We start from the raw sequence: 26,165 nt of genomic DNA on the forward strand, positions 1-26,165 counted from the left end.
CCTGACTTGTCCCTGAGAGGGATGGGGGCTCCACCCTGATGCGCCCGGGCCCGCGTGCGTGGAACCATCGGTGCCGTGGCAGCACCCGGTACCGATCCCCGCCCCCTCGTCCCCGACCCCGCGTCGGCGGCCGTCGCCGACCCGGCCGTGCCCGGCAGCGAGCGCCCGCCGTACCGGCGGCTCTACCGGAGCCCGCAGGGCCGGATGCTCGGCGGCGTCGCGCACGGGCTCGCGGTGCACCTCGGGCTGCCGGTCGCCTGGGTCCGGGTCGCCTTCGTGCTGCTCTTCTTCGCGCAGGGGATCGGCGCGCTGCTGTACGCGGCGTTCTGGTTCGTGGTGCCGATCGGCATCGGCGAGCCCGCGCAGCGCGGCGGCGCGCACTGGGTCTACGTCAACGGCGCCTTCGTGCCGGCCGGCTCCTGGCAGGCGTCCGGGGCGTCGGGGGCGGAGCTGAGCAAGGGTCGGCGCGGCTGGATCGGCCGGCTGCGCGAACTGCTGCAGCACGCGCTGCAGGGCGAGCCCGCCACGGCGGTGGCCGAGCCGGGCGGGGAGCCCGCCCCGGGGCGGGCCGGGCGGCGCCAGGGCGGTCTGGGGCAGCTCGCCGCGCTGGTCATGGTGGTGATCGGGCTGATCGCCCTGCTGAACGCGCTCGGCGTGCAGACCGCCCGGCCGTACACCTGGCCGCTGCTGGCGATCGGCGTCGGTGTCGCGCTGGTCTGGCGGCAGGCGGACGACTCCCGCTGGCAGCGCTGGTTCGGCCTGGAGGAGGGCGAGAAGCGGCGCGGGGCCTACACCCGGGTCGGCGGCGGTGTGCTGCTGGTGGTGGCCGGCACCATCGCCTTCCTCGCCATGCAGGGCAGCGGCTCCACGCTCGGCTCGGTGGTGGAGGCCTCGCTGGCGGTGCTGGCCGGCGTCCTGGTGCTGGTGGGCCCGTACGCGCTGCGGATGTGGCAGGACCTCGGCGCCGAGCGGACCGCCCGCATCCGCGCGCAGGAGCGCGCCGAGATCGCGGCCCACGTCCACGACTCGGTGCTGCACACCCTGACCCTGATCCAGCGCCGGGCCGAGGACCCGAAGGAGGTGCTGCGGCTCGCCCGGGCCCAGGAGCGCGAGCTGCGGCTCTGGCTCTACCGCCCGGAGGCGGTCGCCGAGGACGCGCCGGACACCATGGCGGAGAGCCTGCGCGCGGTGGTCGCCGAGGTCGAGGACCGGCACGGCGTCCCGGTCGAGCTGGTCGTGGTCGGCGACTGCCCGATGGACGAGCGGATCGCCGCGCAGATGCAGGCCGCGAGGGAGGCGACGGTCAACGCGGCCAAGTACGGTGGCGGGGGACCGGTCCAGGTCTACGCCGAGGTGGAGGGAGAGACGGTGTCGGTGTTCGTACGCGACCACGGCCCCGGCTTCGACCCCGACACGGTGCCCGAGGACCGGATGGGTGTCCGCGAGTCGATCATCGGCCGGATGAAGCGCAACGGCGGCACCGCACGGGTGCGGCCCGCGCCGGACGGCGGCACCGAGGTCGAGCTGGAGATGGAGAGAACGAATGACTGACGCAGCGCCGACGGGAGGGACCCCGGCCGAGGGCGGGGGGAGGGTCGCGCGGGTCGTACTGGTCGACGACCACCGGATGTTCCGGACGGGGGTGCGGGCCGAGATCGGGCGCACCGAGGTGACCGGCATCGACGTGGTCGGCGAGGCCGACGACGTGGAGTCGGCGGTCCGCGTGGTCGCCGAGACCAGGCCCGACGTGGTGCTGCTCGACGTCCACCTGCCGGGTGGCGGCGGGGTCGAGGTGCTGCGCCGCTCGGCCGGGCTGATGGGCGAGCAGGTGAAGTTCCTGGCGCTGTCCGTCTCGGACGCCGCCGAGGACGTCATCGGCGTGATCCGCGGCGGGGCCCGTGGCTACGTCACCAAGACGATCACCGGCACGGACCTGGTCAACGCCGTCTTCCGGATCGCCGACGGCGACGCGGTGTTCTCGCCGCGGCTGGCCGGCTTCGTGCTGGACGCCTTCGCCGCCACGGACACCCCGCCGGTGGACGAGGACCTCGACCGGCTGACCCAGCGCGAGCGCGAGGTGCTGCGGCTGATCGCGCGCGGCTACGCGTACAAGGAGATCGCGAAGCAGCTGTTCATCTCGGTGAAGACGGTGGAGAGCCACGTCTCGGCCGTGCTGCGCAAGCTCCAGCTGAGCAATCGGCACGAGCTGACCCGGTGGGCCACCGCCCGCCGCCTGGTCTGACGGCCCTCGCGAGCCCGCCCGCCCGGCCCGGATTCCTCCGGGCCGGGCGGGCTTGTCAGTGCGGGGCCATAGACTCGGAGTGCCATGAGTAGCCTCTTTGACGACCTCCCGCTCCCCGGTTTCGAGGCCCCCGCCGCCGGGTCGAAGCAGCAGCCCGCCGCAGCCCCGACGACGCAGGAGCCGCCGCCGTTCGAGGACGACGTCCCGTACGACGCGTACGAGGAGGCGATCCCCGAGGGGCTGTTCCAGACCGACCACGCGGCCCAGGCCGAGCGGGACGCCTTCTACCGCAACGGCGCCGCCCGCCCGGTGGTGGACCCGGCCCAGCTGCTGGAGGGGATGAACGACCCGCAGCGCGAGGCGGTCCTGCACGCGGGCTCGCCGCTGCTCATCGTGGCCGGCGCCGGCTCCGGCAAGACGCGCGTGCTGACCCACCGGATCGCCCACCTGCTGGGTGCCCGCGGGGTGCAGCCGGGCGAGATCCTGGCGATCACCTTCACCAACAAGGCGGCCGGCGAGATGCGCGAGCGCGTCGAGCAGCTGGTCGGGCCGCGGGCCCGGGCGATGTGGGTGTCCACCTTCCACAGCGCCTGCGTGCGGATCCTGCGCCGGGAGAGCAAGCTCCTCGGCTTCACGTCCTCGTTCTCGATCTACGACTCGGCCGACTCCCAGCGGCTGATGTCCCTGGTCTGCCGGGACCTCGACCTGGACCCGAAGCAGTTCCCGCCGAAGTCCTTCACGGCCAAGGTCAGCAACCTCAAGAACGAGCTGATCGACGAGGAGACGTACGCCGACCAGGCGGCGAACCCGATGGAGAAGAAGCTGGCCGAGGCCTACTTCCTCTACCAGCGGCGGCTGCGCGAGGCCAACGCGCTCGACTTCGACGACATCATCATGACGACGGTGAACCTGCTCCAGGCCTTCCCCGACGTCGCGGAGCACTACCGGCGGCGGTTCCGGCACATCCTGGTCGACGAGTACCAGGACACCAACCACGCCCAGTACATGCTGGTCCGGGAGCTCAGCGGGGGCTCCGCCGGGGCCGCGCCGAAGCGCACCGTGGACGGCGACTACGTGGACCCGGCCGCCGGACGGCTGGCCGAGGTGCCGCCGGCCGAGCTGTGCGTGGTCGGTGACGCGGACCAGTCGATCTACGCCTTCCGCGGTGCGACGATCCGCAACATCCTCCAGTTCGAGGAGGACTACCCGAACGCGACCACGATCCTGCTGGAGCAGAACTACCGCTCCACGCAGACCATCCTGAGCGCCGCCAACGCCGTCATCGAGCGGAACACCAGCCGCCGCGAGAAGAAGCTCTGGACGGCCGGCGACCACGGCGAGAAGGTCGTCGGCTACGTCGCGGACGACGAGCACGGCGAGGCCCAGTTCATCGCCGACGAGATCGACCGGCTGACCGACCGGGGCGAGGCCAAGCCCGGCGACGTCGCGATCTTCTACCGGACCAACGCCCAGTCCCGGGTGTTCGAGGAGGTGTTCATCCGGGTCGGCCTACCGTACAAGGTGGTCGGCGGGGTGCGCTTCTACGAGCGCAAGGAGGTCCGGGACGTCCTGGCGTACCTGCGGGTGCTCTCCAACCCGGAGGACACCGTGCCGCTGCGCCGGATCCTCAACGTGCCCAAGCGCGGCATCGGCGAGCGGGCCGAGGCGATGATCGACGCGCTCGCCGGGCGCGAGCGGATCTCCTTCGCGCAGGCGCTCCAGCGGGTCGACGAGGCGTACGGCATGGCCGCCCGCTCGGCGAACGCGGTGAAGAAGTTCAACGCGCTGATGGCCGGGCTGCGGCAGGTCGTCGAGTCGGGTGCCGGGCCCGCCGCAGTGCTGGAGGCGGTGCTGGAGGAGACGGGCTACCTCGCCGAGCTGCAGTCCTCCACGGACCCGCAGGACGAGACGCGGGTGGAGAACCTCCAGGAGCTGGCCTCCGTCGCCCTGGAGTACGAGCAGGACCCGGGCGAGCGGCCCGACGCGGGGGAGGACGACGCGCCGCCGGTCGGCTCGCTGGCCGACTTCCTGGAGCGGGTCGCGCTCGTCGCGGACTCGGACCAGATCCCGGACGAGGACGAGGAGGGCCGGGGCGTCATCACGATGATGACCCTGCACACCGCCAAGGGGCTGGAGTTCCCGGTGGTCTTCCTGACCGGCATGGAGGACGGCATCTTCCCGCACATGCGGGCGCTCAACCAGGTCAAGGAGCTGGAGGAGGAGCGCCGGCTCGCGTACGTCGGCCTCACCCGGGCGCGGGAGCGGCTCTACCTGACGCGTTCGGTGCTGCGCAGTGCCTGGGGGCAGCCCTCGTACAACCCGGCCTCGCGGTTCCTGGAGGAGATCCCGGAGACGCTGGTGGAGTGGAAGCGGACGGGCGCGGCGTCGGTGCCGGCCTCGCGCGGGTACTCCTCGGGGTCGTCCTGGGGCGGGAAGTCCGCCGGTTCGGGCGGCTCCTCCCGGGGCGCGTCGCGCGGTGCGGCGGCGACGGCCTCACCGAAGGCGGGCTGGGGGCAGTCGGCCCGGCGGTCCGGTACGGCGGTCGAGCGCGAGGTCGTGGCCCTGGCGGTGGGGGACCGCGTCACCCACGACACCTTCGGGCTGGGCACCGTGGTGGCCACCGCCGGTGTCGGCGACAAGGCGCAGGCCACGGTGGACTTCGGGACGGAGGGGCGCAAGCAGCTGCTGCTGCGGTACGCGCCGGTGGAGAAGCTGTAGGGCCCGGCGGCGCGGGCCCGGGGTTCCACCCGGGTCCGCGCCGGGCCGGGGTGGGCGCGACCGGCCCGGCGGGGCGGTCGGGGTGGCCGGCTTGGCAGGTCGGGGTGGGTGCGGCCCGGCGGGGCGCGGTCAGCGGGGATCGACGCCCTGGGCGAGGAACCACGGCAGCGGGTCGACGGGGGCGCCGCCGCCGGCCGGGCGGATCTCGAAGTGCAGGTGCGGTCCGGTGCTGTTGCCGCTGCTGCCGACGAAGGCGATGACGTCGCCCGCCTTCACGGTCCCCTTGCGGATCTTGTACGACCGCAGATGGCAGTACCAGGCCTCGGTGCCGTCGGCCATCTTCAGTATCGACATGTAGCCGTACGACGGGTTCCACTGCGTGCGGATGACGCCGTCCGTGACCGCCATGACCTGGGTGCCGCCGTCGACGGGGAAGTCGATGCCGGTGTGGCGGGCCGCCCAGTGCGTGCCGGACGCACCGAACATCTCGCCGAGCCCGTGCTGGGCGACCGGGAGGATGACCTTCGGGAGCTCGGGCTCCGGCGTCGGGGCCGGAGCGGCGAGCGCCGTCCCGCCCGCCGGGCCTGCGGGCTGGGTGCCGGAGAGCGGAGCGCGGGCGTCGCCGCGGGATGCCTGGTCGGCCTCGCCCGCGGCGAGGACCTGCTGGGCGGCGGCCCTGGCGGGCGCGGTGTCCGGGGCCTCCACGGCCTGCTCGGGGGCGCGGCCGGCCGCCTGCGCACGCTGCTGGTCGGCCTCGCCCTGGACGGTCGCGGCGGCCGCTCCGGCCACTCCGAGGGCGGCCATCGACGGCAGCGCGACGCGCAGCAGGGCGGTCCGGGTGGCGGCCTTGGCGGCGCCGCGGCGCTGGGCGCGCGACTGCTCGCGGGCGGCCACCCGCAGCTCCGCACGGGTCGGGCGGGCGGCTGCGTCGGGAGCCATCGGGGGCTGCCTCCTCGGTGGACCTCGGGCACATCGTCGGGCGAGGGGAAGGGCGAGGGGAGGGACGGACGGAAAGGCGAGGGGAAAACAGCCGAGACTGTAGCCGTAACGCCGGGATCCGGACAAAAGTCCGTATGTCAAGAGGGGAGTTGGCGGTCTGCGGACGGAGCCGTCGGGGTATACCCGTCGGTAGCAAGGGGTGGGCCTGTGATTTTGCCCTCCTCTTGAGGGGCGGCACGGTCAGTCCGCCCGGGTGACGCTAACCTCCCCTCAGGTTGTTATTGCTGGTTAACCGCGCCCGTGCCCGACGAGGTCCGGTGGGTGGTGGACGACGAAGTCCAGGAGGCAGTGATGGGTGTGTCAGGCCCGATCCGTGTGGTGGTCGCCAAGCCCGGGCTCGACGGTCACGACCGCGGCGCCAAGGTCATCGCGCGTGCCCTGCGTGATGCCGGTATGGAGGTCATCTACACCGGCCTGCACCAGACGCCCGAGCAGATCGTCGACACCGCGATCCAGGAGGACGCGGACGGCATCGGGCTGTCGGTCCTCTCCGGGGCGCACATGACGCTCTGCGCGCGGGTGCTGGAGCTGCTGCGGGAGCGCGAGGCGGAGGACATCAAGGTCTTCTGCGGCGGCATCATCCCGGAAGAGGACATCGTCGAGCTCAAGGCGATGGGCGTCGCGGACATCTTCACGCCGGGGACGCCGACCCGGGACGTGGTGGCCTGGGTCGAGGCGAACCTGCGGGCCGCGAGCTGACCCCTCGGGCGGAGGCGTTCCGCGGGGCGCGCGCCTGCCGGGTACGCGCCCGCCGAAGTGCGCGCCTGCCGTAGCGCGCCCGCTGCGGGCGAGCGGCTGCTTCCGCCGTGCGCCTGCTTAGACCGTGCGCCTGCTTCGACCGTGTGCCAGCCGGGCGCGCGCCCGAGGGGTGCGCGCCGGTGTGGTGCGCCTGCCGAGCGCTGGGCCGGGCCGGTACGGGACACCCCGTACCGGCCCGGCCGCGTTCCGGCGCGGGCGGTCAGGCGCCGAGTTCGGCGAGCATCGCCTCCCGGAAGCGCAGGGTGCCGGCCAGCCGGGAGAAGGTCTCGGCCCAGGCGCCGGCGGGCGCCGCCTCGGCGGCCAACTCCTCGACGGCGGTGGCCGTTCCGGGGGAGAGCGCGCGCTCCGTCATGCCGAGCACCCCGCTGTGGCTCCACGGGTACGCCCCGGAGGCGGCCGCCCGGGCGAGCGCCGCGACGACGGCGGTGGACAGCGGCGGGGTCCACGGAGCCGCGCAGGCCCCGAGCAGTTGGAAGGCCTCGCCGAGGCCGTGCACCTCGATGAACGCGGCCGTCCAGACGGCGCGTTCGGCGGGCGGGAGGACGGCGAGCAGCTTGGCGGGGGCCCCGGTGCTCCGGGGGGCACGGGCGGCGCGGCCGCCGCGGGACCCCGGTGCGGGGGCCGGGGCGGGGCCCAGCAACGCCCGTGCCCAGTCGGCGTCCTGCTGGCGGACGGCGGCCCTGGCCCAGGCCTCGCGCAGGTCGTCGGCCCAGCTGCTGTCGCTCTCGTCGAGGCTGTCGCCCACCCGGAGCCCGAGCAGCCGGCCCGGCGTCAGACCGGTGGACTCCGGCCACAGCGAGAGCGGCGTGGCGGCGATCACCTCGCCGAACCACCAGGCCCGCTCGCCGCGCCCGGTGGGCGACTTGAGTGGTATGCCGTCGCGCTGCATCGCGGTGTCGCACTCGGTGGGCGGGGTGACGAGCAGGTGCGTGCCGCGCTCGGAGAGGCGGACGGCGGCCCGGGCGCGCTCGGCCATCCGGTGGGCGAGCGTGGAGCCGGGGAGGGTCGAGAGCAACTCGGCGGCGGTGGCCCGGACGTTCTTGCTGCGATCGCCCAACGCGGCTTCGAGGAAGGGCTCGTCGGCGAGCGAGAGGCCGTCCTGGAGGGCGTCCAGGAAGAGCAGCCGGTCCTCGGCGCGCTCGGTGGGCCAGGTGCTCACCAGCAGGGCGAGGCCGGCGGCGGGGTCGCTCCGGCGCAGTGCGGTCAGATGGGTGACGCGCTCGGCGAAGAGCCCCTCGTGCCAGAGGTGGTGGTCCCCGGGAGCGGCGGCCGCCGGTCCATCGGGTCCGTCGGGTCCGCCGGGCGCGGCCGTGCCGGCGGGCGCGTCCGTGGTGGTGCGGAGGACGAAGCGCCAGTCGGCGTTCCGGGCGGCGAGCCAGCGGCCCAGGGGGCCGGCCAGCGCCACGGCGTCGGGGCGCAGCTCGGTCCGGCCGCGGGCGGCGTCCAGCAGGGCCGGTACGGCGGCGGCGGGTGGGCGGAAGCCCCGGGCGCGGGCGGTGGCGAGCCACTGGGGGAGCAGTTCGGTGAGGTTGGCGAGGGTGCCGGGGGATCCGGCGCCCCGGCTGCCGAGCAGGAGGGTGAGCCGGCGGGCCGCGGGGGTGGGCAGTTCGGGCCGGTGGTCCTCGGGGGCGGGGGCGGCGAGCTGGGCGGTGACTGCCTCGCCGGCGGGGGCCGGGCGGGCTCCGGCGCGGCGGCGGACGGTCTCCAGGGCGGCGAGTTCGAGCAGGGCGGTGGCCGGGTCGGTGCGGTCGACGGCCAGGTGGGCGGCGGGGTCACCGGCGGCCGGGGGCGGCAGGGGGCGGCGGTCGGTGCCGAGGAGGGCGGTGGTGTGGAGGGACTCCCAGGGGTCGGTCGGGGTCGGGACGGTGGGCGGCACGCGGGGCTCCTGCGGGTCGGTGGGTGCTGGTCGGAGGCTCTCGGGCGGGTGGGGCGCCGGGGCCCGCGGCGGGCCCGTGGGCCGCGCGGGCCGGTCCCCGCTTCGGGGGCCTACCCGGTGGTGAGGTCGATCGGGCGGTGGTCCGCGCCCCAGGCGGTGACCGGGGCGAAACCGTGGTGGCCCTGCTCGCCGAAGACGGTGAGGGGGCGGCCGGTGGAGACGGCCGCGAGGCGCCAGAGGGCCGCTTCGGGGGTGGCACCACGGTGGACCGGGAGCGTGTGCCGGCCGTCGGTGAGCTGCCAGCCGTCGGGGGTGAGGACCGGGACGACGCCGGTCAGGACGGCCGGCCATGCGTCGAGCCAGGGATCGTCCGCGACGGCGTCGCCGTAGGCGGCGACCGCTTCGGCGGGGGTGAGCCCGGGCGGCGGGGCGGCGGGGCCCTGGCCGGGGGCGTCGTAGCGGGTGCCGAGGGCGGCGCGCAGGGGGCGGGCCCCGGGGTGGAAGGCGAGTTCGGCCTCCAGCAGGTGGCCGGTGGGGAGGGCGAGGTCGGGGGCCCGGCCGGGGCGGCCGAAGGAGAGGAGCAGGGCGGCCCGGCCGGTCTTCGCGCCGCGCAGCCAGAGCCGGCGGGTGGTGAGGCGTTCGTCCGCCGCGCCGTCCAGCGGGGAGGTGCGGCTGCCGAGGACGTACCAGCGGTCGCGGACGGTGGGGCCGGCCAGCACCTCGGCGGCGTCGGTGGTGTAGCCGACCCGGGCCCGGACGGTGGCGGCCAGCGGGGCGGGCAGGTCGTCGATCCGGGTGGCGGCGGTGGCGAGCAGATGGAGCATGGCGTACTCCTCCAGGAGGTCGGGCCCGGTGACGGCGTCGAGTTCGCGGACGCGGGTGGCGAGGCCGGGGGCCTGGGCGTCGACCATCCGGGCGGCGACCTCCTCCCAGGGGCCGGCGGCGGACGGGTCCGCAAGGCCGTGGCGGACCCGGTCGGCCAGCCGCAGACGCAGCTCACCGGCGCCGGCGGCGACCCGGGCGTGGCGCTTCTCGGCCCGGCGGAGGGCGGCGGCCGGGTCGGCCGCGGCGGTGGCGCCGGTCGCCCGCCGCTCGGCGCGGTCGCGGCGCTCGGCCAGCCAGTCGGACGCCCAGTCGGAAGGCTCGCCGGCCGGGACGGCCTCGGGGGTGCCGCTCCAGAGCAGCAGCAGCCCGAGCGCGTGCTTGCAGGGGAACTTCCGGCTCGGGCAGGTGCACGAGTAGGCGGGCGTGGCCAGCTCGACGGCGGTGCGGTAGGGCGTCCGGCCGCTGCCCCTGCACTCGCCCCAGAGCGCGGCGCCGTCGGTGCCCGTGGCCGACCAGGGCGCGGGCGAGGAGAGCTTGCCCGCGGCCTTCTGCGAGCTCGCGTCGGGTGCCAGGGACAGGACGTGTTCGGTGCTCCAGCGTTCCTCCATGCCGACGACGGTAGGCGGAGGGACTGACAGGCCGGGTGGTCGAACTGAGGTCCGGTCAGGATTGTCAGTGGTCCGGTGCAGGGTGGTTCCCACAGGCCGGGACGCCGACCTGGCTCCCCCCGATCACCTCGCCGCCCGCCACCGGTGTGTCCGGCGGCCGACCCGAAGGAGCCCCCTGATGACCGACGTTCTGCGGCAGCACGCGGAGGACGCCTTCGCGGCGGAACTGGCCGCGCTGGCCGCGCAGGACGACCGCCCGCGTCCCGAGCGCTGGAAGCTCTCGCCGTGGGCCGTCGCCACCTATCTGCTCGGTGGCGAGCTGCCGGACGGCACCGTGGTCACCCCCAAGTACATCGGCCCGCGGCGGATCGTCGAGGTCGCCGTGACGACGCTGGCCACGGACCGGGCGCTGCTGCTGCTCGGCGTGCCCGGCACCGCGAAGACCTGGGTGTCGGAGCACCTCGCGGCGGCGATCAGCGGCGATTCGACCCTGCTGGTGCAGGGGACGGCCGGTACGCCGGAGGAGGCCGTCCGGTACGGCTGGAACTACGCCCAGCTGCTGACCAACGGTCCGAGCCGGGCGGCGCTGGTGCCCTCGCCGCTGATGCGGGCGATGGCGGACGGGAAGATCGCCCGGGTCGAGGAGCTGACCCGGATCCCGGCGGACGTCCAGGACAGTCTGATCACCATCCTGTCGGAGAAGACGCTGCCGATACCGGAGTTGGGCGGCGAGACGCAGGCCGTGCGCGGGTTCAACCTGATCGCCACGGCGAACGACCGGGACCGCGGCGTCAACGAGCTGTCGAGCGCCCTGCGCCGACGGTTCAACACCGTGGTGCTGCCGCTCCCCGGCTCGCTGGAGGAGGAGGTGGACATCGTCACCCGGCGGGTCGACCAGCTCGGCCGCTCGCTGGAGCTCGCCCCACTGCCCGGGGGAGCCGAGGAGATCAGGCGGGTGGTGACGGTCTTCCGGGAGCTGCGGGCCGGCCTCACCGTGGACGGCCGGACGAAGGTGAAGACGCCGAGCGGCACGCTGTCGACGGCCGAGGCCATCTCGGTGGTGACCAACGGTCTGGCGCTGGCCACCCACTTCGGGGACGGCGTGCTGCGGGCCGGCGACGTCACGGCCGGCATCCTCGGCGCCGTCGTCCGGGATCCGGTGGCGGACCAGGTGGTCTGGCGCGAGTACGTCGAGGGCGTGCTGCGCGAGCGGGACGGCTGGAAGGACTTCTACCGCGCCGCCCGGCAGAACGCCCGCTGAGGCCATGGCAGTTCATGGCGGTTCATGGCAGTTCGCGGCAGTTCAAGGCGGCCCAAGGCAGTTCAGAGCAGTGCTGAGCAGTTCGATTCAGTCCGAGTCAGTTCGAGGCACGAGGAGGGAGGCGCGATGAGCGCGGAGGTGACGCTGCTGGGCGTACGGCACCACGGTCCCGGCTCGGCCCGCGCGGTGGCCGCCGCACTGGAGCAGTTGCGGCCGGACGCGGTGCTGATCGAGGGCCCGCCGGAGGCCGATCCGATCGTCGGGCTGGCGGCCGAGAAGGACATGGTGCCACCGGTCGCCCTGCTCGCCCACGTCGTGGACGACCCGGCCAGGGCCGCGTTCTGGCCCTATGCCGAGTTCTCCCCGGAGTGGGTGGCGATCCGGTACGGACTCGACGCCGGTGTACCGGTCCGCTTCATCGACCTCCCGGCGGCCTACGGCCTCGCCGAGGAGCGGGAGCAGCCGGAGCAGGGGGAGCAGCCGGAGCGGGCGGCGGACCCGATCGGGATGCTCGCCGAGGCCGCCGGCAGCGACGACCCGGAGCGCTGGTGGGAGGACGTGATCGAGCACCGCTCGCCCGGTACCGACGCGCTGGCCCCGTTCGCCGCGGTCGCCGAGGCGATGGCGGCGCTGCGCGAGGACGTCGCGCCCGGCGGGCCCGTCCGGCGCGACGACCTGCGGGAGGCGTACATGCGCCAGCAGATCCGGGCCGCCAAGCGGGCCGGGCACCGGCGGATCGCCGTGGTCTGCGGGGCGTTCCACGTCCCGGCGCTGGCCGTGCTGCCGACCGTCGCGCACGACCGGGCGGTGCTGGCCGGCCTGCCGAAGAAGGTGCGCACCGACATCACCTGGGTGCCGTGGACGCACCGCCGGCTCTCCCAGCAGAGCGGTTACGGCGCCGGGATCGTCTCGCCGGGCTGGTACCACCACCTGTTCACCACCACGGGTGATCCGGTGCCGCTCTGGTTGACCAGGGCCGCCGACCTGCTGCGGGCCGAGGACCACCCGGTCTCCTCGGCGCACGTGATCGAGGCCGTCCGGCTGGCCCGGACGCTGGCGGTGATGCGCGGCCGCCCGCTCGCCGGCCTGACCGAGACCCTGGACGCCGTCCGCTCGGTGATGTGCGACGGCTCGGACGTCGCACTGGCGCTGGTGCACGACCGCCTGGTCACCGGGGACCTCCTCGGCGGGGTGCCGGACGGCGCTCCGGCGGTGCCGTTGCAGCGGGACCTGACCCGGCTGCAGCGCTCGCTGCGGCTGAAGCCGGCGGTCGAGCCGCGGGAGTTGGACCTGGACCTGCGCAAGGAGAACGACGCGGCCCGCTCCCGGCTGCTGCACCGGCTGCGGCTGCTCGGCATCGACTGGGGCGTGCCGAGCCGCTCCGCCGTCACCTCGACGGGCACCTTCCGGGAGAGCTGGCGGCTCTGCTGGCAGCCCGAGTTCGCCGTCCGGATCGCCGAGGCCGCCCAGTGGGGTACCACCGTCGAGGAGGCGGCGACCGGCCGGGCGGTCGGCGCGGCGCGGGCCGCGGTGGAGCTCGCCGAGCTGACCGCCCTGGTCGAGACCTGCCTGCTGGCCGGGCTGGCCGACGCGCTGCCCGCCGTGATGCGGATCCTCGCCGACTGCGCCGCGCTCGACACCGACGTCGCCCAGCTGGCCGGGGCGCTGCCGGCGCTGGTCCGCGCGCTGCGCTACGGCGACGTCCGCGGCACCGACCACCGTGCGCTCGGCGAGGTCGCGACGGGCCTCGCCGACCGGATCTGCGTCGGGCTGCCGCCCGCCTGCACCGGGCTGGACGCGGCCGGCGCGGAGGCGGTGCGCGGCCGGCTCGACGAGGTGCACGGCGCGATCGGCCTGCTGGAGCCGGGCGGCGGGCTCGTCGACCGGTGGGCCGGGACGCTGCGGGCGCTCGCCCGCCGCGAACCGGTCGGCGGTCCGGCCACGGGCGTGCCCGGCCTGCTGCGCGGGCGCGCCGTCCGGCTGCTGCTGGACGACGGACGGCTCGACTCCGAGGAGGCCGGCCGCCGGATGGGCCTCGTCCTCTCGGCGGCCAACGCCCCGGCGGACGCGGCCGGCTGGGTGGAGGGCTTCCTCAGCGGCGGCGGCGCCCTGCTGCTGCACGATCCCCGGCTGCTCGGCCTGCTCGACGAGTGGCTGACGGCGGTGCCGGCCGAGGTCTTCACCGATGTGCTGCCGCTGCTGCGCCGCACCTTCTCCGCGCTGGAGGCGGGCGTCCGCACCACCGTCGGCAGCAGGGTCGCGGCCGGTCCGCTGGGCACCGAGCCGGTGGCGGCGGCGGGCACGGGCCCCGAGCTGGATCCGGCCCGCGCCGACGCGGCGCTGCCCGTGGTCGCCCTGCTGCTCGGCCTGCCCGGCTGCCCGGTCCACCCCGCGGGGCCGCCGCGGATCCCCCGACAGGCCGAGGGCCGCGACACCTGACCCCGCACCCGACGCGCCCGCACCCGACGCGCCCGACCCGATGCACCCACGCCCGACGCGACGCGCCCGCACCCGACGACGCACCTGACCCGATGGACCGGAAGGAGCACCCGATGGCAGAGGCCACCACCCCCGCCGCTCCCGTCACCCTCGCCGCCGAGGAGCGGCTGCGCCGCTGGCGGCTGGTGCTCGGCGGCGAGGCGGACGGCACCGGCAGCGCGCTGCGCGGCCGGGACGCCGCGATGGACGGCGCGCTCGCCGCGCTGTACCGGGGCACGCCGCAGGAGGGCCGGGCCGGGCGGTCCGGCCGGCGCACCGCGGGGCTGGGCGGCTCGGCGCCGCAGGTGGCCCGCTGGCTCGGGGACATCCGCGAGTACTTCCCCACCAGCGTCGTCCAGCTGATGCAGCAGGACGCCATCACCCGCCTCGGCCTGGACCGCCTGCTGCTGGAGCCGGAGATGCTGGAGGCCGTCGAGCCCGACGTCCACCTGGTCGCCACCCTGCTCTCGTTGAAGCACGCGCTGCCCGAGACGACCCGGGAGAGCGCCCGTGCGGTGGTCGGCAAGGTGGTCGCGGAGCTGGAGCGCCGGCTCGCCGACCGCACCCGGGCCACCCTGGGCGGCGCGCTGGACCGCAGCGCCCGGGTGAACCGCCCGCGCCACCGCGACATCGACTGGGACCGCACCATCCGGGCCAACCTGAAGAACTACCTGCCCGAGCACGGCACCGTCGTCCCCGAGCGGCTGGTCGGCTACGCCCGGGCGCAGCGCGCGGTGAGGAAGGACGTCATCCTCTGCATCGACCAGTCCGGCTCGATGGCCCCCTCGGTGGTGCACTCGGCGGTGTTCGGCGCGGTGCTGGCCTCGATGAGGACGCTGGACACCCGGCTGGTGGTCTTCGACACCTCGGTGGTCGACCTCACCGAGCAGCTCGGCGACCCGGTGGACGTCCTGTTCGCGACCCAGCTCGGCGGCGGCACCGACATCAACCGCGCGCTGGCCTACTGCCAGTCGAGGATCACCCGCCCGTCCGAGACCGTCGTGGTGCTGATCAGCGATCTCTACGAGGGCGGCATCCGGAACGAGATGCTCAAGCGGGTGGCGGCGATGAAGGCGGCCGGCGTCCAGTTCGTCGCGCTGCTCGCGCTCTCCGACGAAGGGGCGCCCGCGTACGACCACGCGCACGCGGCCGCCCTGGCCACGCTCGGCGCCCCCGCGTTCGCCTGCACGCCGGACGCGTTCCCGGACGTCATGGCGGCGGCGATAGAGAAGCGGCCGATCCCCGTCCCGCCGCAGGGCGGGTAGCGACCGGGTGCGCGGGTTCACCCGGACGAGCGAACCCGGGCCCGGCCCCACCGCTGATCTGCGCACCTGCTGAGCAGGGCGCGCGGCAGCCGGTCGGGGCCTGGCTGTGACGGTTCTCACCCAAGCCGGGCCGGTCCCGGGCGAAACACGCCTGCCGTCCGGGGATAACCTGCCAGACGGACGTGACGCGCGTGTTGATTGACGTGTGCGCCCGTGGCTGTGTGGGCCGCAAGGCCGTACCTCTGCGTACCCGCACCGCCCCGACGACCCGCAGCGAAGATCCTGCCGTGGCACGCTCGTAGAGACACAATCCGCGACCACGAACAAGGACAAACACGTGGACCTGTTCGAGTACCAGGCGAGGGACCTCTTCGCCAAGCACGGGGTTCCCGTGCTTGACGGTGATGTCATCGAGACCGCCGCAGACGCTGCCGCCATCGCGGAGCGCTTCGGCGGCCGCGCCGTCGTCAAGGCTCAGGTGAAGGTGGGCGGCCGAGGCAAGGCCGGTGGCGTGAAGCTCGCCGCCGACCCGGCGGACGCCGTCGCCAAGGCCGAGGCGATCCTCGGGATGGACATCAAGGGCCACACCGTTCACAAGGTGATGCTGGCCCAGACGGCGGACATCAAGGAGGAGTACTACGTCTCCTTCCTGCTGGACCGCACCAACCGCACCTTCCTGGCCATGGCCAGCGTGGAGGGCGGTGTGGAGATCGAGGTCGTCGCGGAGGAGAACCCCGAGGCGCTCGCCAAGATCCCGGTCGACGCCAACGAGGGCTGCACCCCGGAGAAGGCCGCCGAGATCGTCGCCGCCGCGAAGTTCCCGGCGGAGATCGCGGACCAGGTCGCCGATGTCCTGCAGAAGCTCTGGGTCGTCTTCATCAAGGAGGACGCCCTCCTCGTCGAGGTCAACCCGCTGATCAAGTCCGGCGACGGCAAGATCATCGCGCTCGACGGCAAGGTCTCCCTGGACGAGAACGCCGAGTTCCGCCAGCCCGAGCACGAGGCGCTCGAGGACAAGGCCGCCGCCAACCCGCTGGAGGCGGCGGCGAAGGCCAAGGGCCTGAACTACGTCAAGCTCGACGGCCAGGTCGGCATCATCGGCAACGGCGCGGGTCTCGTCATGAGCACCCTCGACGTGGTCGCCTACGCGGGCGAGAGCCACGGCGGCGTCAAGCCCGCCAACTTCCTCGACATCGGTGGCGGCGCGTCCGCCGAGGTCATGGCGAACGGCCTGGAGATCATCCTGGGCGACCCCGACGTCAAGTCGGTCTTCGTCAACGTCTTCGGTGGCATCACCGCGTGCGACGCCGTCGCGAACGGCATCGTGCAGGCCCTGGCCCTGCTGGAGTCCAAGGGCGAGAACGTCTCCAAGCCGCTGGTCGTCCGCCTGGACGGCAACAACGCCGAGCTTGGTCGCAAGATCCTCGACGACGCCAACCACCCGCTGGTGCAGCGCGTCGACACCATGGACGGCGCCGCCGACCGTGCCGCCGAGCTGGCCAACAAGTAAGGAAGGGGACTTAACACCATGGCTATCTTCCTTACCAAGGACAGCAAGGTCATCGTCCAGGGCATGACCGGCTCCGAGGGCATGAAGCACACCCGCCGCATGCTCGCCTCGGGCACCCAGATCGTCGGTGGCGTGAACCCGCGCAAGGCCGGCACCACGGTCGACGTCGACGGCACCGACGTGCCCGTCTTCGGCTCCGTCGCCGAGGCCATCGAGAAGACCGGTGCCGACGTCACCGTCATCTTCGTGCCGCCGAAGTTCACCAAGGACGCCGTCGTCGAGGCCATCGACGCCGAGATCGGCCTCGCGGTCGTCATCACCGAGGGTGTCCCGGTCCACGACTCGGCCGCCTTCTGGGCGTACGCGGGTTCGAAGGGCAACAAGACCCGGATCATCGGCCCGAACTGCCCGGGCCTGATCAGCCCCGGACAGTCCAACGCCGGCATCATCCCGGCGGACATCACCCAGGCCGGCAAGATCGGCCTGGTGTCGAAGTCCGGCACCCTGACCTACCAGCTCATGTACGAGCTGCGGGACATCGGCTTCTCCTCGGCCGTGGGCATCGGCGGTGACCCGGTCATCGGGACCACCCACATCGACGCTCTCAAGGCCTTCCAGGAGGACCCGGAGACCGAGCTCATCGTCATGATCGGTGAGATCGGTGGCGACGCCGAGGAGCGTGCCGCGGCCTACATCGCCGAGCACGTCACCAAGCCGGTCGTCGGCTACGTCGCGGGCTTCACCGCCCCCGAGGGCAAGACCATGGGCCACGCCGGCGCCATCGTCTCCGGCTCCTCGGGCACCGCGCAGGCGAAGAAGGAGGCCCTGGAGGCCGCCGGCGTCAAGGTCGGCAAGACGCCGTCCGAGACCGCCCGCCTGGCGCGTGAGCTGATCAACGGCTGACGCTCGCCCCGCGCATCGAGCGCCCCGTCCGGATCTCCGGGCGGGGCGCTCGCCGTTGTGGCGGGGCCTCCGGCCGGGAGAGCGGCGGCCCCGCCGTTCGCCGATCCGGCCGCGGCTCCGGCCGTCGCCGGTGAGGTGTGGCCCGTCGCCCCGTTGCCCCGGCGCCCCGGCGTCCGACCTGGCCCGGGTCGGAGGCCGGGGGCTCCGTCGGCGGGCCGCTCAGCGGTCCGCCGGGCAGGGGAGGAGCGACCAGCGGGTGCAGGCCGCCGGGCCGCCCGCCGAGCCGGGCGGGGGCAGGGCCGCCGCGGCGCGCGCGGCGGCCGGCAGCTCCCACAGCGGCGCCCGGGGCGGCGGCGGGTCCGCCACGACCGGCTCGACCCCGGGCGTCGGACTGCACCAGAGGCTGCGGATGCCCGTCGGCGGACCGTCCGGGACGAGCGGCACGGCGGAGCCGTTGACCGCGCCGCAGACCGCCTGCTTCGGCGGTTCGGGGGCCCGGTGGAACAGCGACCCCGGGCCGCTGCCGGCCAGTGTCGCCGCCGCCGCGCCGCCGACCGCCACCGTGATCAGCACCGCCGCCCCGGTCCGGGTGGCGTTCGCCAGTCGGTGCCGGGCGCGCAGCACCGGCACCGGAGGCCGCTGCGGCTCCGGGCAGCCGCGGACGGCGGCCCGGTGCAGCAGTCCGGCGAGCCCGTCGGCGAAACCCTCGGCGGCCGGATCGGGCCCGACCAGGTCCGGCACCCACTCCGCCAACGCCGCCCGGGCGGCCCACACCCGGCCCTCGGCGGCCGCCACGGTCGACTCCACCTCGACGGCCACGGCCGCGGCGGGCAGGCCCAGGCCGTCGTGCAGCACCAGCGCCCGGCGCTGCGGGCGGGAAAGCCGCTTGAGCGCCTTGAGCAGTGCGCGGTCCCGGTCGGTGAGCCGGTCGTGGTCCGGCAGTACGGCCTGCGACTCGTCGGCCGGGCGGACCTTGATCCGCCGGTGCGGCAGCCGCCAGACGTGCGTCCGCCGCGGGCCGCCCCGGTGCCACGGCGAGAGCGCCGCCTCACAGGCCCGCGCCCGCACCCAGCCCTCCGGATCGGCCCCGGCCGCCACCTCGTCCCAGTGCCGGCGCGCCTCGCCGAAGGCCAGCCGCACGCAGTGCACGGCGCGGTGCTTGCAGGAGGTGAGCAGGAAGACCTGTTGGACCAGGCGGGTGTGGGCGGCCTCGTACAGCTCCTCGAAGGACGGTACGGGTACGGCGTCCAGGGGCTCCGAGGTCGCACCCGCCGCGTTCGCGGCGGCCAGCGCGGCGGCGGCGGGCCTGTGGTCGTTCGGTGCGGGGGCGGTCCCGCCGTCGGTGCGAGGCGACCCGGCGGGTGCGGGGCCGTCGGCGGGGTTCGTCCGGGCGGGCGGCTTCGCGGCGGCGCCGGCCGGCCTGCCGCCGTTCGGCCGCGGCGGCGTGCTGGCCGCCGGTCCGGTCCGGGGGGCGGTGCGGCCGTCGGTGCGGGGCGTCCCGGAGGCGGCGGTGGGGGTGTTCACCGCACCGGCCTTGCCGTCATCCGGCCGGGGCGGCGTGCTGGCCGCCGGTCCGGTCCGGGGTGCGGTGCGGCCGTCGGTGCGGGGTGTCCCGGAGACGTCGGGCGTGCCGTCGTTGGTGCGGGGTGGGGCGGACGGCGTGGGGGCGCTGGCCGCGCCGGCCCTGCCGCCGTTCGGCCGCGGCGGCGCGCCTGACGCCGGTCCGGTCCGGGGGGCGGTGCCGTCGTCGGTGCGGGGCGTCCCGGAGGCGGCGGGGGTGTGCGCGGCACCGGCCTTGCCGCCGTTCGGCCGGGGTGTCCCGGGGCGCGTGGGGGTCGAGTCGGCGGCGGGTCGCGGCGTGGGGGTCTCCTCCCCGGGGCGCGGGGCTCCGTGGGAGGTGGCGTCGCCCGGGCCGGTCGGCCGGGCCTCGGTGTGCCCGCGCCGTTCCCGCCCGGCCGGTTGCTCCACCGGGGTGCCGGACCCGGGCGTGTCCGGCGGGCCCGCCGGACCGCCGGAGGCGCCCTGAGCGGGGCTCAGCAGTGCGGCGAAGGCGACGATCTCGGCGTGGGTCCGCGTGCCGAGCTTGCGCATGGCCCGGTGCTGGTAGCTGCGCGCGGTGGCCGGGGTGACGCCGAGCGCCGCCGCCGACTGGGCGAGGTCCCGGCCCGCCGCGAGGTGGGCGAGGGCCTGGGCTTCACGGGGCGTCAACTGCCGCAGCAGCCGGAGCGCCTCGCTCTGCTCTCCGGCCGGCCCGTTCGCCCCGGTGGCCCGGCCGGGCCCGGCGGCACCCGCAGCACCTGCGGCACCTGCGGCGTCCTGCACCCCCCGGCCCCGTTCGGTCCGGCCCTTTCCGGGGCGTTCCTTCCCGGGGCGTCCCTGGGGTGCCGGGGGGTCGGCGGATCCGGCGGCCCGGGCGGGGTGGTTGGCGGCGGCGGCGTCGGCCGGGCGCTCGGCGGTCGGCGGCGTGGTCATCAGACGCTCCGGGCCGGAGCGGGGGCGACGGCATGAGGGCAGGGTCTGAAAATGCGCATAAGCCAATAATCTGGGACACGACGGTGGTTTGCCTCTTCACGGAGCATGGCGAGTCGCCTTGGCACCATGAGGCGCATGACGCAGCTGATGGGCCGTCCGATCCTGGAAGTGCCGGGCGAGCTGGGCGCCAGACCCGTCCTGGCCGACGTGCTCACCGGGGTGCGGACGGCGCTGCTCGGCCTGGCGGTGGTCGCCGTTCCGGTCCTCGGGCTCTGGGTGGTGACCCCGTACGCGGACGACGGCGCGGCCGGCGCCGTCCGACTGGCCGGGGCGCTCTGGCTGCTCGGGCACGGCGCGCCGGTGCTCCGCGGCGCGCTGGACGCCCCGCTGACCGTGACTCCGCTGCTGCTGGGCCTGCTGGCGGTGGGCCAGCTCCACCGCGCGGGTGCCCGGGCGGCGGCCCGGCGCCGGCTGCGGCCGCGCTGGAGCGGTCCATTGGCGGTGTGGTCCGGCTACTGCGCGGTCGCCGTGGTGGTGGTCGCGCAGTGTTCGGGCGCGGGCCTGTTCCGGGCGCGGGTGCTGCCGGACGTCCTGGTGGTGGCGCTGGTGGCGGCCGTCGCGACGGCCGTCGGCGCCCGGGCGACCGGGGCGCCCTCGCCGAGGTCCGGGCCGGCGTCCTGGCCGGCCTCCTGGACGGCGCCCTGGCGGGTGCTCCGGCAACGGGCGCTGGACGGGCTGCCCGCCTGGGCCCGCCTGGACGGGGGCGCGGCGACGATCCGGTCGGCGGCGCTGGCCGCCGGTGCGGGGCTGGTGGCGGCGGGTGCGGCGGTGGTCGCGGTGGCGGCGCTGCTGGACGCGGTGACCGGGGGCGGCCACGGCACGGCGGCGCTCGCGCAGGGCCCGGCCGCGGTCGCCGGACTGCTGCTGCTCAGCGTGGCGCTGCTGCCGAACGCGGTGCTCTGGGGGACGGCCTACGCGCTGGGCCCGGGGTTCGCGGCGGGTGCGGGGACGGTGGTGGCGCCGTCCGGCACGGTGCGGGGGCCGGTGCCGGACTTCCCGCTGTTCGCCCTGCTGGCGGAGCCCGGCGCGGGCGGTTGGCGGCAGCTGGTCTGCCTGCTGCCGGCCCTGGCCGGGGTGGTCCCGGCCGTCCTGATCGGCCGTGCGGCGGCCGGGGCCCGGTACCCGGGCGGCGCGGACCGGACCATCCGGCAGCGGGAGGAGCCGGCGCCGGCCCGGCCCGGCGCGTGGCGGCCGGCGGGGACGGTCGTCGCCGTGCTGGCGGTGGCCCTGCTGACCGGTGCGGCCGCCGCGGTGCTCGGCTGGCTCTCCGGCGGGGCGCTGGCCGGCGGCCGGATGGCGGAGCTGGGCCCGTTGCCGTGGCGGACGGGGCTGGCGGCGGCGGGCTGGATCGCCGCGGTGGCCGTCCCGGGCGCCCTGCTGACCCGGGCCCGGGTCGCGGCCCGGGCGTCGGCCACCACGGCGGCGGCCGGGGCGGAGACCGGACCCGATACCGACGCGGTCGGCCCGCCCCGGGGCGGGACCGTCGGCGTCCCCGGAGCCGTCGGAGTGCCTGGGGCCGTCGGAGTGCCCGGGGCCGTCGGCGCCCCCGGGAGCGGCGCGATCGCCGGCCGCGCGCGCCGGGGCGTGCTGTGGCTGCGCGCCCGCGCGTACGCCGTGGTGCTGCGGCTGGGTCGGTCGGCCGACGGCGCGGAGGCGGCCGCGGAGGACGCGACCGGCCTGGACGAGCTGGACTGACGGCGCCGCCGCCCGTCCGCTCCCCGCTACTCGCTCTTCGAGGTGATGTCCACGTACCACTTCGGCGCGAGGCGCTCGCAGTTGTCCGCGCCGGTCGAGGTCAGCGAGTCCCGGACGCAGGTCACGTAGTCGTTGTAGTAGAGGCTGAGGCCGATCACCGAGGAGACGAAGACCACCGTCATCGCGCCGGTGAGCACCCCGGCGAGGGCGGCCGGGGTCAGCGGGTTGGGGGCGGCGGACTCGCCGGCGGCGGGTGCCGCTCCGCCGGTCGCGGTCGCGGCGGCCGGCTTGGGGGCCCGCATCGCGGCGACTCCCCAGACGATGGCCAGCGCGCCGACGAACAGCGCCACGTAGTGCAGCGAGGCGAACGCGCAGACCAGCGCGCCCATACCGGCCAGCGCGGCGTTGCGGGCCTTGCGCTGCGCCGGGTCGCTCGGGTCGAGCTTGGGCGGCTGCGGGGCGGGCGGGCGGGGGTGCCAGCCGCCGCCCTGGTAGCCGGGGCTCCACGGGTGCGGCGGCGGGACCTCGGGCCGCTCGTCCGGGTTCCCGCCGCCGTCGGTGCCGTCGGCACCGCTGGAACCGTCCGAACCTCCGGCGGGCCCGGGGTTGCGGGGCTGCCACGGCTGGTCCGGGGCATCCGCCGGCGGCGGCGCGAAGGGGTTGCGCTCGCCGGTGTTGTCACCGCTGCTCATGGTTCAGCCATTCCTTCTCGGTCGGTGGGGCGGACGCCCGCGCCACCCTATGATCCCGCAGTCGCCCGCGGGGCCTTCGGCGGCCTGCCTTCGGGGCGCGTTCCACCGCACCGGCGAACCCGCGAGGGCCCGCCCGCCCGGCCGCACCCGACGTCCCGCCCCCGGGCCCGCCGCCCCACTCCGCCGACGCCCGCCCCGCCCGACCGGCCACCGCCGGCAGCTTCGCACCACCCCGTCGCTGCCGTCGGCCCGCCGTCCGCGCACGGCCGGCGGGCGGACGCCGGGCGGACGGCGGGTGAACGGTGCCCCGATGGAGATCCCCGTCTCAACTACGCGCGTAGCGCCGCCAGGGCGTTTCAAGGGCCGTCCGACCAGCCGTTATCGTGGTGACGGTCAGCAGCTCAGATAGGTTCCCCGGGCCCGCATCGCGGCGGGTTCCTCCGGTGTTCCCCCTCGCTCGACCTGCCGTTCGTAGTGGCCCCACCGCCGGTGGATGTACCAGCGGGCGGCGCCCGACCTACGGAGAATCGCGCAGTGGCCGCCGCCCCCGCTCAACTCTTCCCGCCCCGCACTCCCGGCCCGGCCCGGCTGGTGGTGCTGGTCTCCGGCTCCGGCACCAACCTACAGGCGCTGATCGACGCCGTGGCCGATCCGGCCTTCGGCGCGGAGATCGTCGCCGTCGGTGCCGACCGTGACGGCATCGCGGGCCTGGAGCGCGCCGAGCGGGCCGGGCTGCCGGTCTTCGTGCACCGCCTGAAGGACTTCGCCGACCGCGCCGGGTGGGACGGCGCGCTGACCGCCTCCGTCGCGGAGCACCGGCCGGACCTCGTGGTCACGGCGGGCTTCATGAAGATCCTCGGCCCCGCGTTCATCGCGGCCTTCGCCGGGCGGATCATCAACACCCACCCCGCACTGCTGCCCGCCTTCCCCGGCGCCCACGGCGTCACCGACGCGCTCGCGTACGGAGTGAAGGTCACCGGCTGCACCGTCCACCTGGTCGACGCCGGGGTGGACACCGGGCCGATCATCGCGCAGGGCGTCGTCGAGGTCACCGACGCCGACCACGCCGATGGCGGCGAAGCGCTGCACGAGCGCATCAAGACTGTCGAGCGAAAGCTGCTCGTCGACATCGTGGGCCGGCTGGCCCGCGAGGGTCACCGCATCGAGGACCGAAAGGTATGGATCCCGGCATGAGCGCCGCCCCCAGCACCACGTCCCCCGTCACCGCCCCCCTCGACGAGGAGAGCGGCGTCCGCCCGATCCGTCGCGCGCTGATCAGCGTCTACGACAAGACCGGTCTGGAGGAGCTGGCCCAGGGCCTGCACGCCGCCGGGGTCGCCATCGTCTCCACCGGAACCACCGCCGGCCGGATCGCCGCCGCGGGCGTCCCGGTGACCGAGGTCTCCGAGCTGACCGGCTTCCCCGAGTGCCTCGACGGGCGCGTGAAGACGCTGCACCCCCGCGTGCACGCCGGTGTGCTCGCCGACCTGCGGCTGGAGTCGCACCGCGCGCAGCTCGCCGAGCTGGGCGTCGAGCCCTTCGAGCTGGTCGTGGTGAACCTGTACCCGTTCAAGGCCACCGTCGCCTCCGGCGCGAGCCCGGACGAGTGCGTCGAGCAGATCGACATCGGCGGCCCGAGCATGGTCCGCGCCGCGGCCAAGAACCACCCGTCGGTCGCCGTCGTGGTGGACCCGGCCCGCTACGGCGACGTGCTGAAGGCCGTCCAGGAGGGCGGCTTCGACCTGGCCACCCGCAAGCGCCTGGCCGGTGCCGCGTTCGCGCACACCGCCGCCTACGACGTCGCGGTGGCCTCCTGGTTCGAGGCCGGCTACGCGGCCGGCGACGTCGAGGGCTTCCCGGAGTTCCTGGGCGCCACCTACGAGCGCCAGAACGTGCTGCGCTACGGCGAGAACCCGCACCAGGGCGCCGCGCTCTACAGCGACGGCACCGGCGGCCTGGCCGGCGCCGAGCAGCTGCACGGCAAGGAGATGTCGTACAACAACTACGTCGACACCGATGCCGCCCGTCGCGCCGCGTACGACCACGCCGAGCCGGCCGTCGCGATCATCAAGCACGCCAACCCGTGCGGCATCGCCACCGGCGCGGACGTCGCCGAGGCGCACCGCAAGGCGCACGAGTGCGACCCGGTCTCCGCGTACGGCGGCGTGATCGCGGTCAACCGCCCGGTGACCGTCGAGCTGGCCGAGCAGATCGCCCCGATCTTCACCGAGGTCGTCGTCGCCCCCGGGTACGAGGACGGCGCCGTCGAGGTGCTGGCGCGCAAGAAGAACCTGCGGGTGCTGGTCGCCCCCGAGGCGCCGGCCAACCGCCAGGAGGTGCGCCCGATCTCCGGTGGCGTGCTGCTCCAGGACGCCGACCGGATCCACGCCGCGGGCGACGACCCGGCGAGCTGGACGCTGGCCACCGGCGAGGCGCTCCCCGCGGCCGAGCTGGCCGAGCTGGCGTTCGCCTGGCGGGCCTGCCGGGCCGTCAAGTCCAACGCGATCCTGCTGGCCAAGGGCGGTGCCTCGGTGGGCGTCGGGATGGGCCAGGTCAACCGGGTCGACTCGGCGAAGCTCGCCGTGGAGCGGGCCGGCGAGCGGGCCCGGGGCTCCTACGCGGCCTCCGACGCCTTCTTCCCGTTCGCGGACGGCCTGCAGATCCTGCTCGACGGCGGCGTCAAGGCCGTGGTGCAGCCGGGCGGTTCGATCCGGGACGAGGAGGTCGTCGCGGCCGCCGCCGCGGCCGGCGTGACGATGTACTTCACCGGTACCCGCCACTTCTTCCACTGACGCCGACGCCGGTGCCGGGCCGGGAGGATCCCGGTCCGGCAGCGGCGGTGTGACGGTACGACGGAGCGGCCCGGCCCCTGGGAAGGGGACCGGGCCGCTCCGCTGTCGCCGGTCGGTGTTACTTCTTGATCACCAGGGTGCCGGCGGCACGGTCGTGCCAGCCCTGCAGCTTCCCGGAGTTGTCGAAGAACGGGGACAGGTAGACCAGCGCGGCGCCGATGTAGCAGAGGAACGCGCCGACGATCGGGATGATGAAGCGGATGAAGCCGCCGCCCAGGCCGGGGACCTGGCCGTTGCTCTCCTTGACGACGCGCAGGCCCAGGGCCATCTTGCCGAGGGTGGCACCCGCGAAGGAGACCATCAGCCACTCGTACAGCAGGTTGAACACCGAGAGCACGCCGACCATGATCAGCATGGTGACGAAGAAGCCCGCGGCGGCGTCGTTGTTGGCGTTCAGGCAGTCGTAGTACGCCGAGTTGGAGCCGCCGTAGGTGTACTTGCCGCTGCAGTCCTGGGTGTCCTTGGCGATGCCGAGCGCGCTGGCCAGGCCGAGCGCCATCACCAGGGCGACGACCGCGCCGATCGCGAGGCCGTCGATCAGGCGGGCCAGGAAGCGCTGGCCCATGGTGGCGATCTTCACCGTGCCCAGCTGGGCGATGTTGATGTAGCCGTTGTTGGCCTGGAGGGTGCCCGGCATCGGCGCGTACCCGTACGCCGGCTGCTGCGGCACACCGTACTGCGGGGCCTGCGGCGGCTGCTGCGGGTAGCCGTACCCGGCGGCCGGCGGGGCCTGCTGGGGGTAGCCGTAGCCCTGCTGAGGGGGCTGCTGGCCGTACGGGTTGTTCGGGTCGGGCGGGTAACTCATCGATGCCTCCGGGCAGGGATGTGGGGACGTGGGACGGGACAGCGCTGGGTCCGGAACGCACCGGCGGGGCGAACTGCCGAGCGGACGGGACGATAGCGGAGCGCGGTGACAACGGGGGCGGACACGGTCCGGCGCCCGCCGGCAC

At 75.3% G+C, this 26,165-nt stretch carries 18 protein-coding genes; 12 read left to right on the forward strand and 6 right to left on the reverse strand.

From position 1 onward, the window contains the following. Positions 1-204 precede the first annotated feature (204 nt). From ACZ4UX_RS04005 to pcrA, 3 genes are all read left to right on the forward strand, one after another. A complete protein-coding gene (locus tag ACZ4UX_RS04005; protein WP_329492133.1) occupies positions 205-1,551 on the forward strand; it encodes a PspC domain-containing protein in 1,347 nt (448 codons plus the stop codon). After that, positions 1,544-2,242 carry a response regulator transcription factor gene (locus ACZ4UX_RS04010; RefSeq protein WP_329488057.1) on the forward strand — a complete coding sequence of 233 codons (699 nt, stop codon included), beginning with the start codon at positions 1,544-1,546 and terminating at the stop codon, positions 2,240-2,242. The genes ACZ4UX_RS04005 and ACZ4UX_RS04010 overlap by 8 nt, the downstream gene beginning before the upstream one ends. 84 nt (positions 2,243-2,326) lie before the next feature. Further along, positions 2,327-4,960: a DNA helicase PcrA gene (gene pcrA / locus ACZ4UX_RS04015; RefSeq protein WP_465705346.1), complete on the forward strand. Its 2,634-nt coding sequence runs from the start codon at positions 2,327-2,329 to the stop codon at positions 4,958-4,960. A 129-nt stretch (positions 4,961-5,089) separates the two neighbouring features. Here pcrA and ACZ4UX_RS04020 read toward each other — a convergent pair whose 3' ends face one another. Next, the gene (locus tag ACZ4UX_RS04020) at positions 5,090-5,899 is read right to left on the reverse strand and encodes a M23 family metallopeptidase (protein WP_465705348.1); all 810 of its coding nucleotides are present in this window, start codon (positions 5,897-5,899) and stop codon (positions 5,090-5,092) included. A 351-nt stretch (positions 5,900-6,250) separates the two neighbouring features. Between ACZ4UX_RS04020 and ACZ4UX_RS04025 the strand changes: the two genes are divergently transcribed. Then, positions 6,251-6,658 (forward strand): cobalamin B12-binding domain-containing protein, encoded by a 408-nt coding sequence (locus ACZ4UX_RS04025; protein WP_329492132.1) that lies wholly within the window; start codon positions 6,251-6,253, stop codon positions 6,656-6,658. A gap of 259 nt (positions 6,659-6,917) precedes the next feature. Here ACZ4UX_RS04025 and ACZ4UX_RS04030 read toward each other — a convergent pair whose 3' ends face one another. Together ACZ4UX_RS04030 and ACZ4UX_RS04035 are read right to left on the reverse strand one after the other, a co-directional pair. Beyond that, positions 6,918-8,594 carry a DUF5691 domain-containing protein gene (locus tag ACZ4UX_RS04030; RefSeq protein ID WP_465705350.1) on the reverse strand — a complete coding sequence of 559 codons (1,677 nt, stop codon included), beginning with the start codon at positions 8,592-8,594 and terminating at the stop codon, positions 6,918-6,920. Between the two features lie 110 nt (positions 8,595-8,704). Further along, the gene (locus ACZ4UX_RS04035) at positions 8,705-10,027 is read right to left on the reverse strand and encodes an SWIM zinc finger family protein (protein ID WP_465705351.1); all 1,323 of its coding nucleotides are present in this window, start codon (positions 10,025-10,027) and stop codon (positions 8,705-8,707) included. A 178-nt stretch (positions 10,028-10,205) separates the two neighbouring features. On the opposite strand from ACZ4UX_RS04035, the gene ACZ4UX_RS04040 reads away from it, so the two are divergent. The 5 genes from ACZ4UX_RS04040 (at position 10,206) to sucD (ending at position 17,444) form a co-directional block, all read left to right on the forward strand. Continuing rightward, on the forward strand, positions 10,206-11,288 hold the full coding sequence (locus ACZ4UX_RS04040; RefSeq protein WP_465705353.1) for an ATP-binding protein: 1,083 nt from the start codon (positions 10,206-10,208) through the stop codon (positions 11,286-11,288). 126 nt (positions 11,289-11,414) lie between these two features. Then, positions 11,415-13,727, forward strand: a complete 2,313-nt coding sequence (locus ACZ4UX_RS04045) for a DUF5682 family protein (protein ID WP_465705356.1) — start codon at positions 11,415-11,417, stop codon at positions 13,725-13,727. A gap of 113 nt (positions 13,728-13,840) precedes the next feature. Next, a complete protein-coding gene (locus tag ACZ4UX_RS04050; protein ID WP_465705357.1) occupies positions 13,841-15,031 on the forward strand; it encodes a VWA domain-containing protein in 1,191 nt (396 codons plus the stop codon). Between the two features lie 337 nt (positions 15,032-15,368). Then, positions 15,369-16,541 carry an ADP-forming succinate--CoA ligase subunit beta gene (sucC, locus tag ACZ4UX_RS04055; protein ID WP_329488047.1) on the forward strand — a complete coding sequence of 391 codons (1,173 nt, stop codon included), beginning with the start codon at positions 15,369-15,371 and terminating at the stop codon, positions 16,539-16,541. A gap of 18 nt (positions 16,542-16,559) precedes the next feature. Beyond that, positions 16,560-17,444 (forward strand): succinate--CoA ligase subunit alpha, encoded by an 885-nt coding sequence (sucD, locus tag ACZ4UX_RS04060; RefSeq protein WP_329488045.1) that lies wholly within the window; start codon positions 16,560-16,562, stop codon positions 17,442-17,444. Between the two features lie 219 nt (positions 17,445-17,663). On the opposite strand, the gene ACZ4UX_RS04065 is transcribed toward sucD, so the two are convergent. Next, positions 17,664-19,916 carry a LuxR C-terminal-related transcriptional regulator gene (locus ACZ4UX_RS04065; RefSeq protein WP_465705359.1) on the reverse strand — a complete coding sequence of 751 codons (2,253 nt, stop codon included), beginning with the start codon at positions 19,914-19,916 and terminating at the stop codon, positions 17,664-17,666. A 135-nt stretch (positions 19,917-20,051) separates the two neighbouring features. Here ACZ4UX_RS04065 and ACZ4UX_RS04070 point away from each other — a divergent pair, with 135 nt between their 5' ends. Next, positions 20,052-21,671, forward strand: a complete 1,620-nt coding sequence (locus ACZ4UX_RS04070; protein ID WP_465705361.1) for a cell division protein PerM — start codon at positions 20,052-20,054, stop codon at positions 21,669-21,671. A gap of 26 nt (positions 21,672-21,697) precedes the next feature. Here the strand turns inward: ACZ4UX_RS04070 and ACZ4UX_RS04075 are convergent, their stop codons facing one another. Continuing rightward, on the reverse strand, positions 21,698-22,363 hold the full coding sequence (locus ACZ4UX_RS04075) for a hypothetical protein (protein ID WP_465705363.1): 666 nt from the start codon (positions 22,361-22,363) through the stop codon (positions 21,698-21,700). A 534-nt stretch (positions 22,364-22,897) separates the two neighbouring features. On the opposite strand from ACZ4UX_RS04075, the gene purN reads away from it, so the two are divergent. Continuing rightward, complete coding sequence (purN, locus tag ACZ4UX_RS04080; protein ID WP_465705365.1) at positions 22,898-23,557, forward strand: phosphoribosylglycinamide formyltransferase; 660 nt, start codon at positions 22,898-22,900, stop codon at positions 23,555-23,557. Then, positions 23,554-25,155 (forward strand): bifunctional phosphoribosylaminoimidazolecarboxamide formyltransferase/IMP cyclohydrolase, encoded by a 1,602-nt coding sequence (gene purH, locus ACZ4UX_RS04085; RefSeq protein ID WP_465705367.1) that lies wholly within the window; start codon positions 23,554-23,556, stop codon positions 25,153-25,155. Before purN ends, purH begins: the two co-directional genes overlap by 4 nt. A gap of 118 nt (positions 25,156-25,273) precedes the next feature. Here the strand turns inward: purH and ACZ4UX_RS04090 are convergent, their stop codons facing one another. Next, positions 25,274-26,020 (reverse strand): RDD family protein, encoded by a 747-nt coding sequence (locus ACZ4UX_RS04090; RefSeq protein ID WP_329488037.1) that lies wholly within the window; start codon positions 26,018-26,020, stop codon positions 25,274-25,276. Positions 26,021-26,165: the final 145 nt, after the last annotated feature.

Source organism: Kitasatospora sp. NPDC028961 (assembly GCF_055564815.1).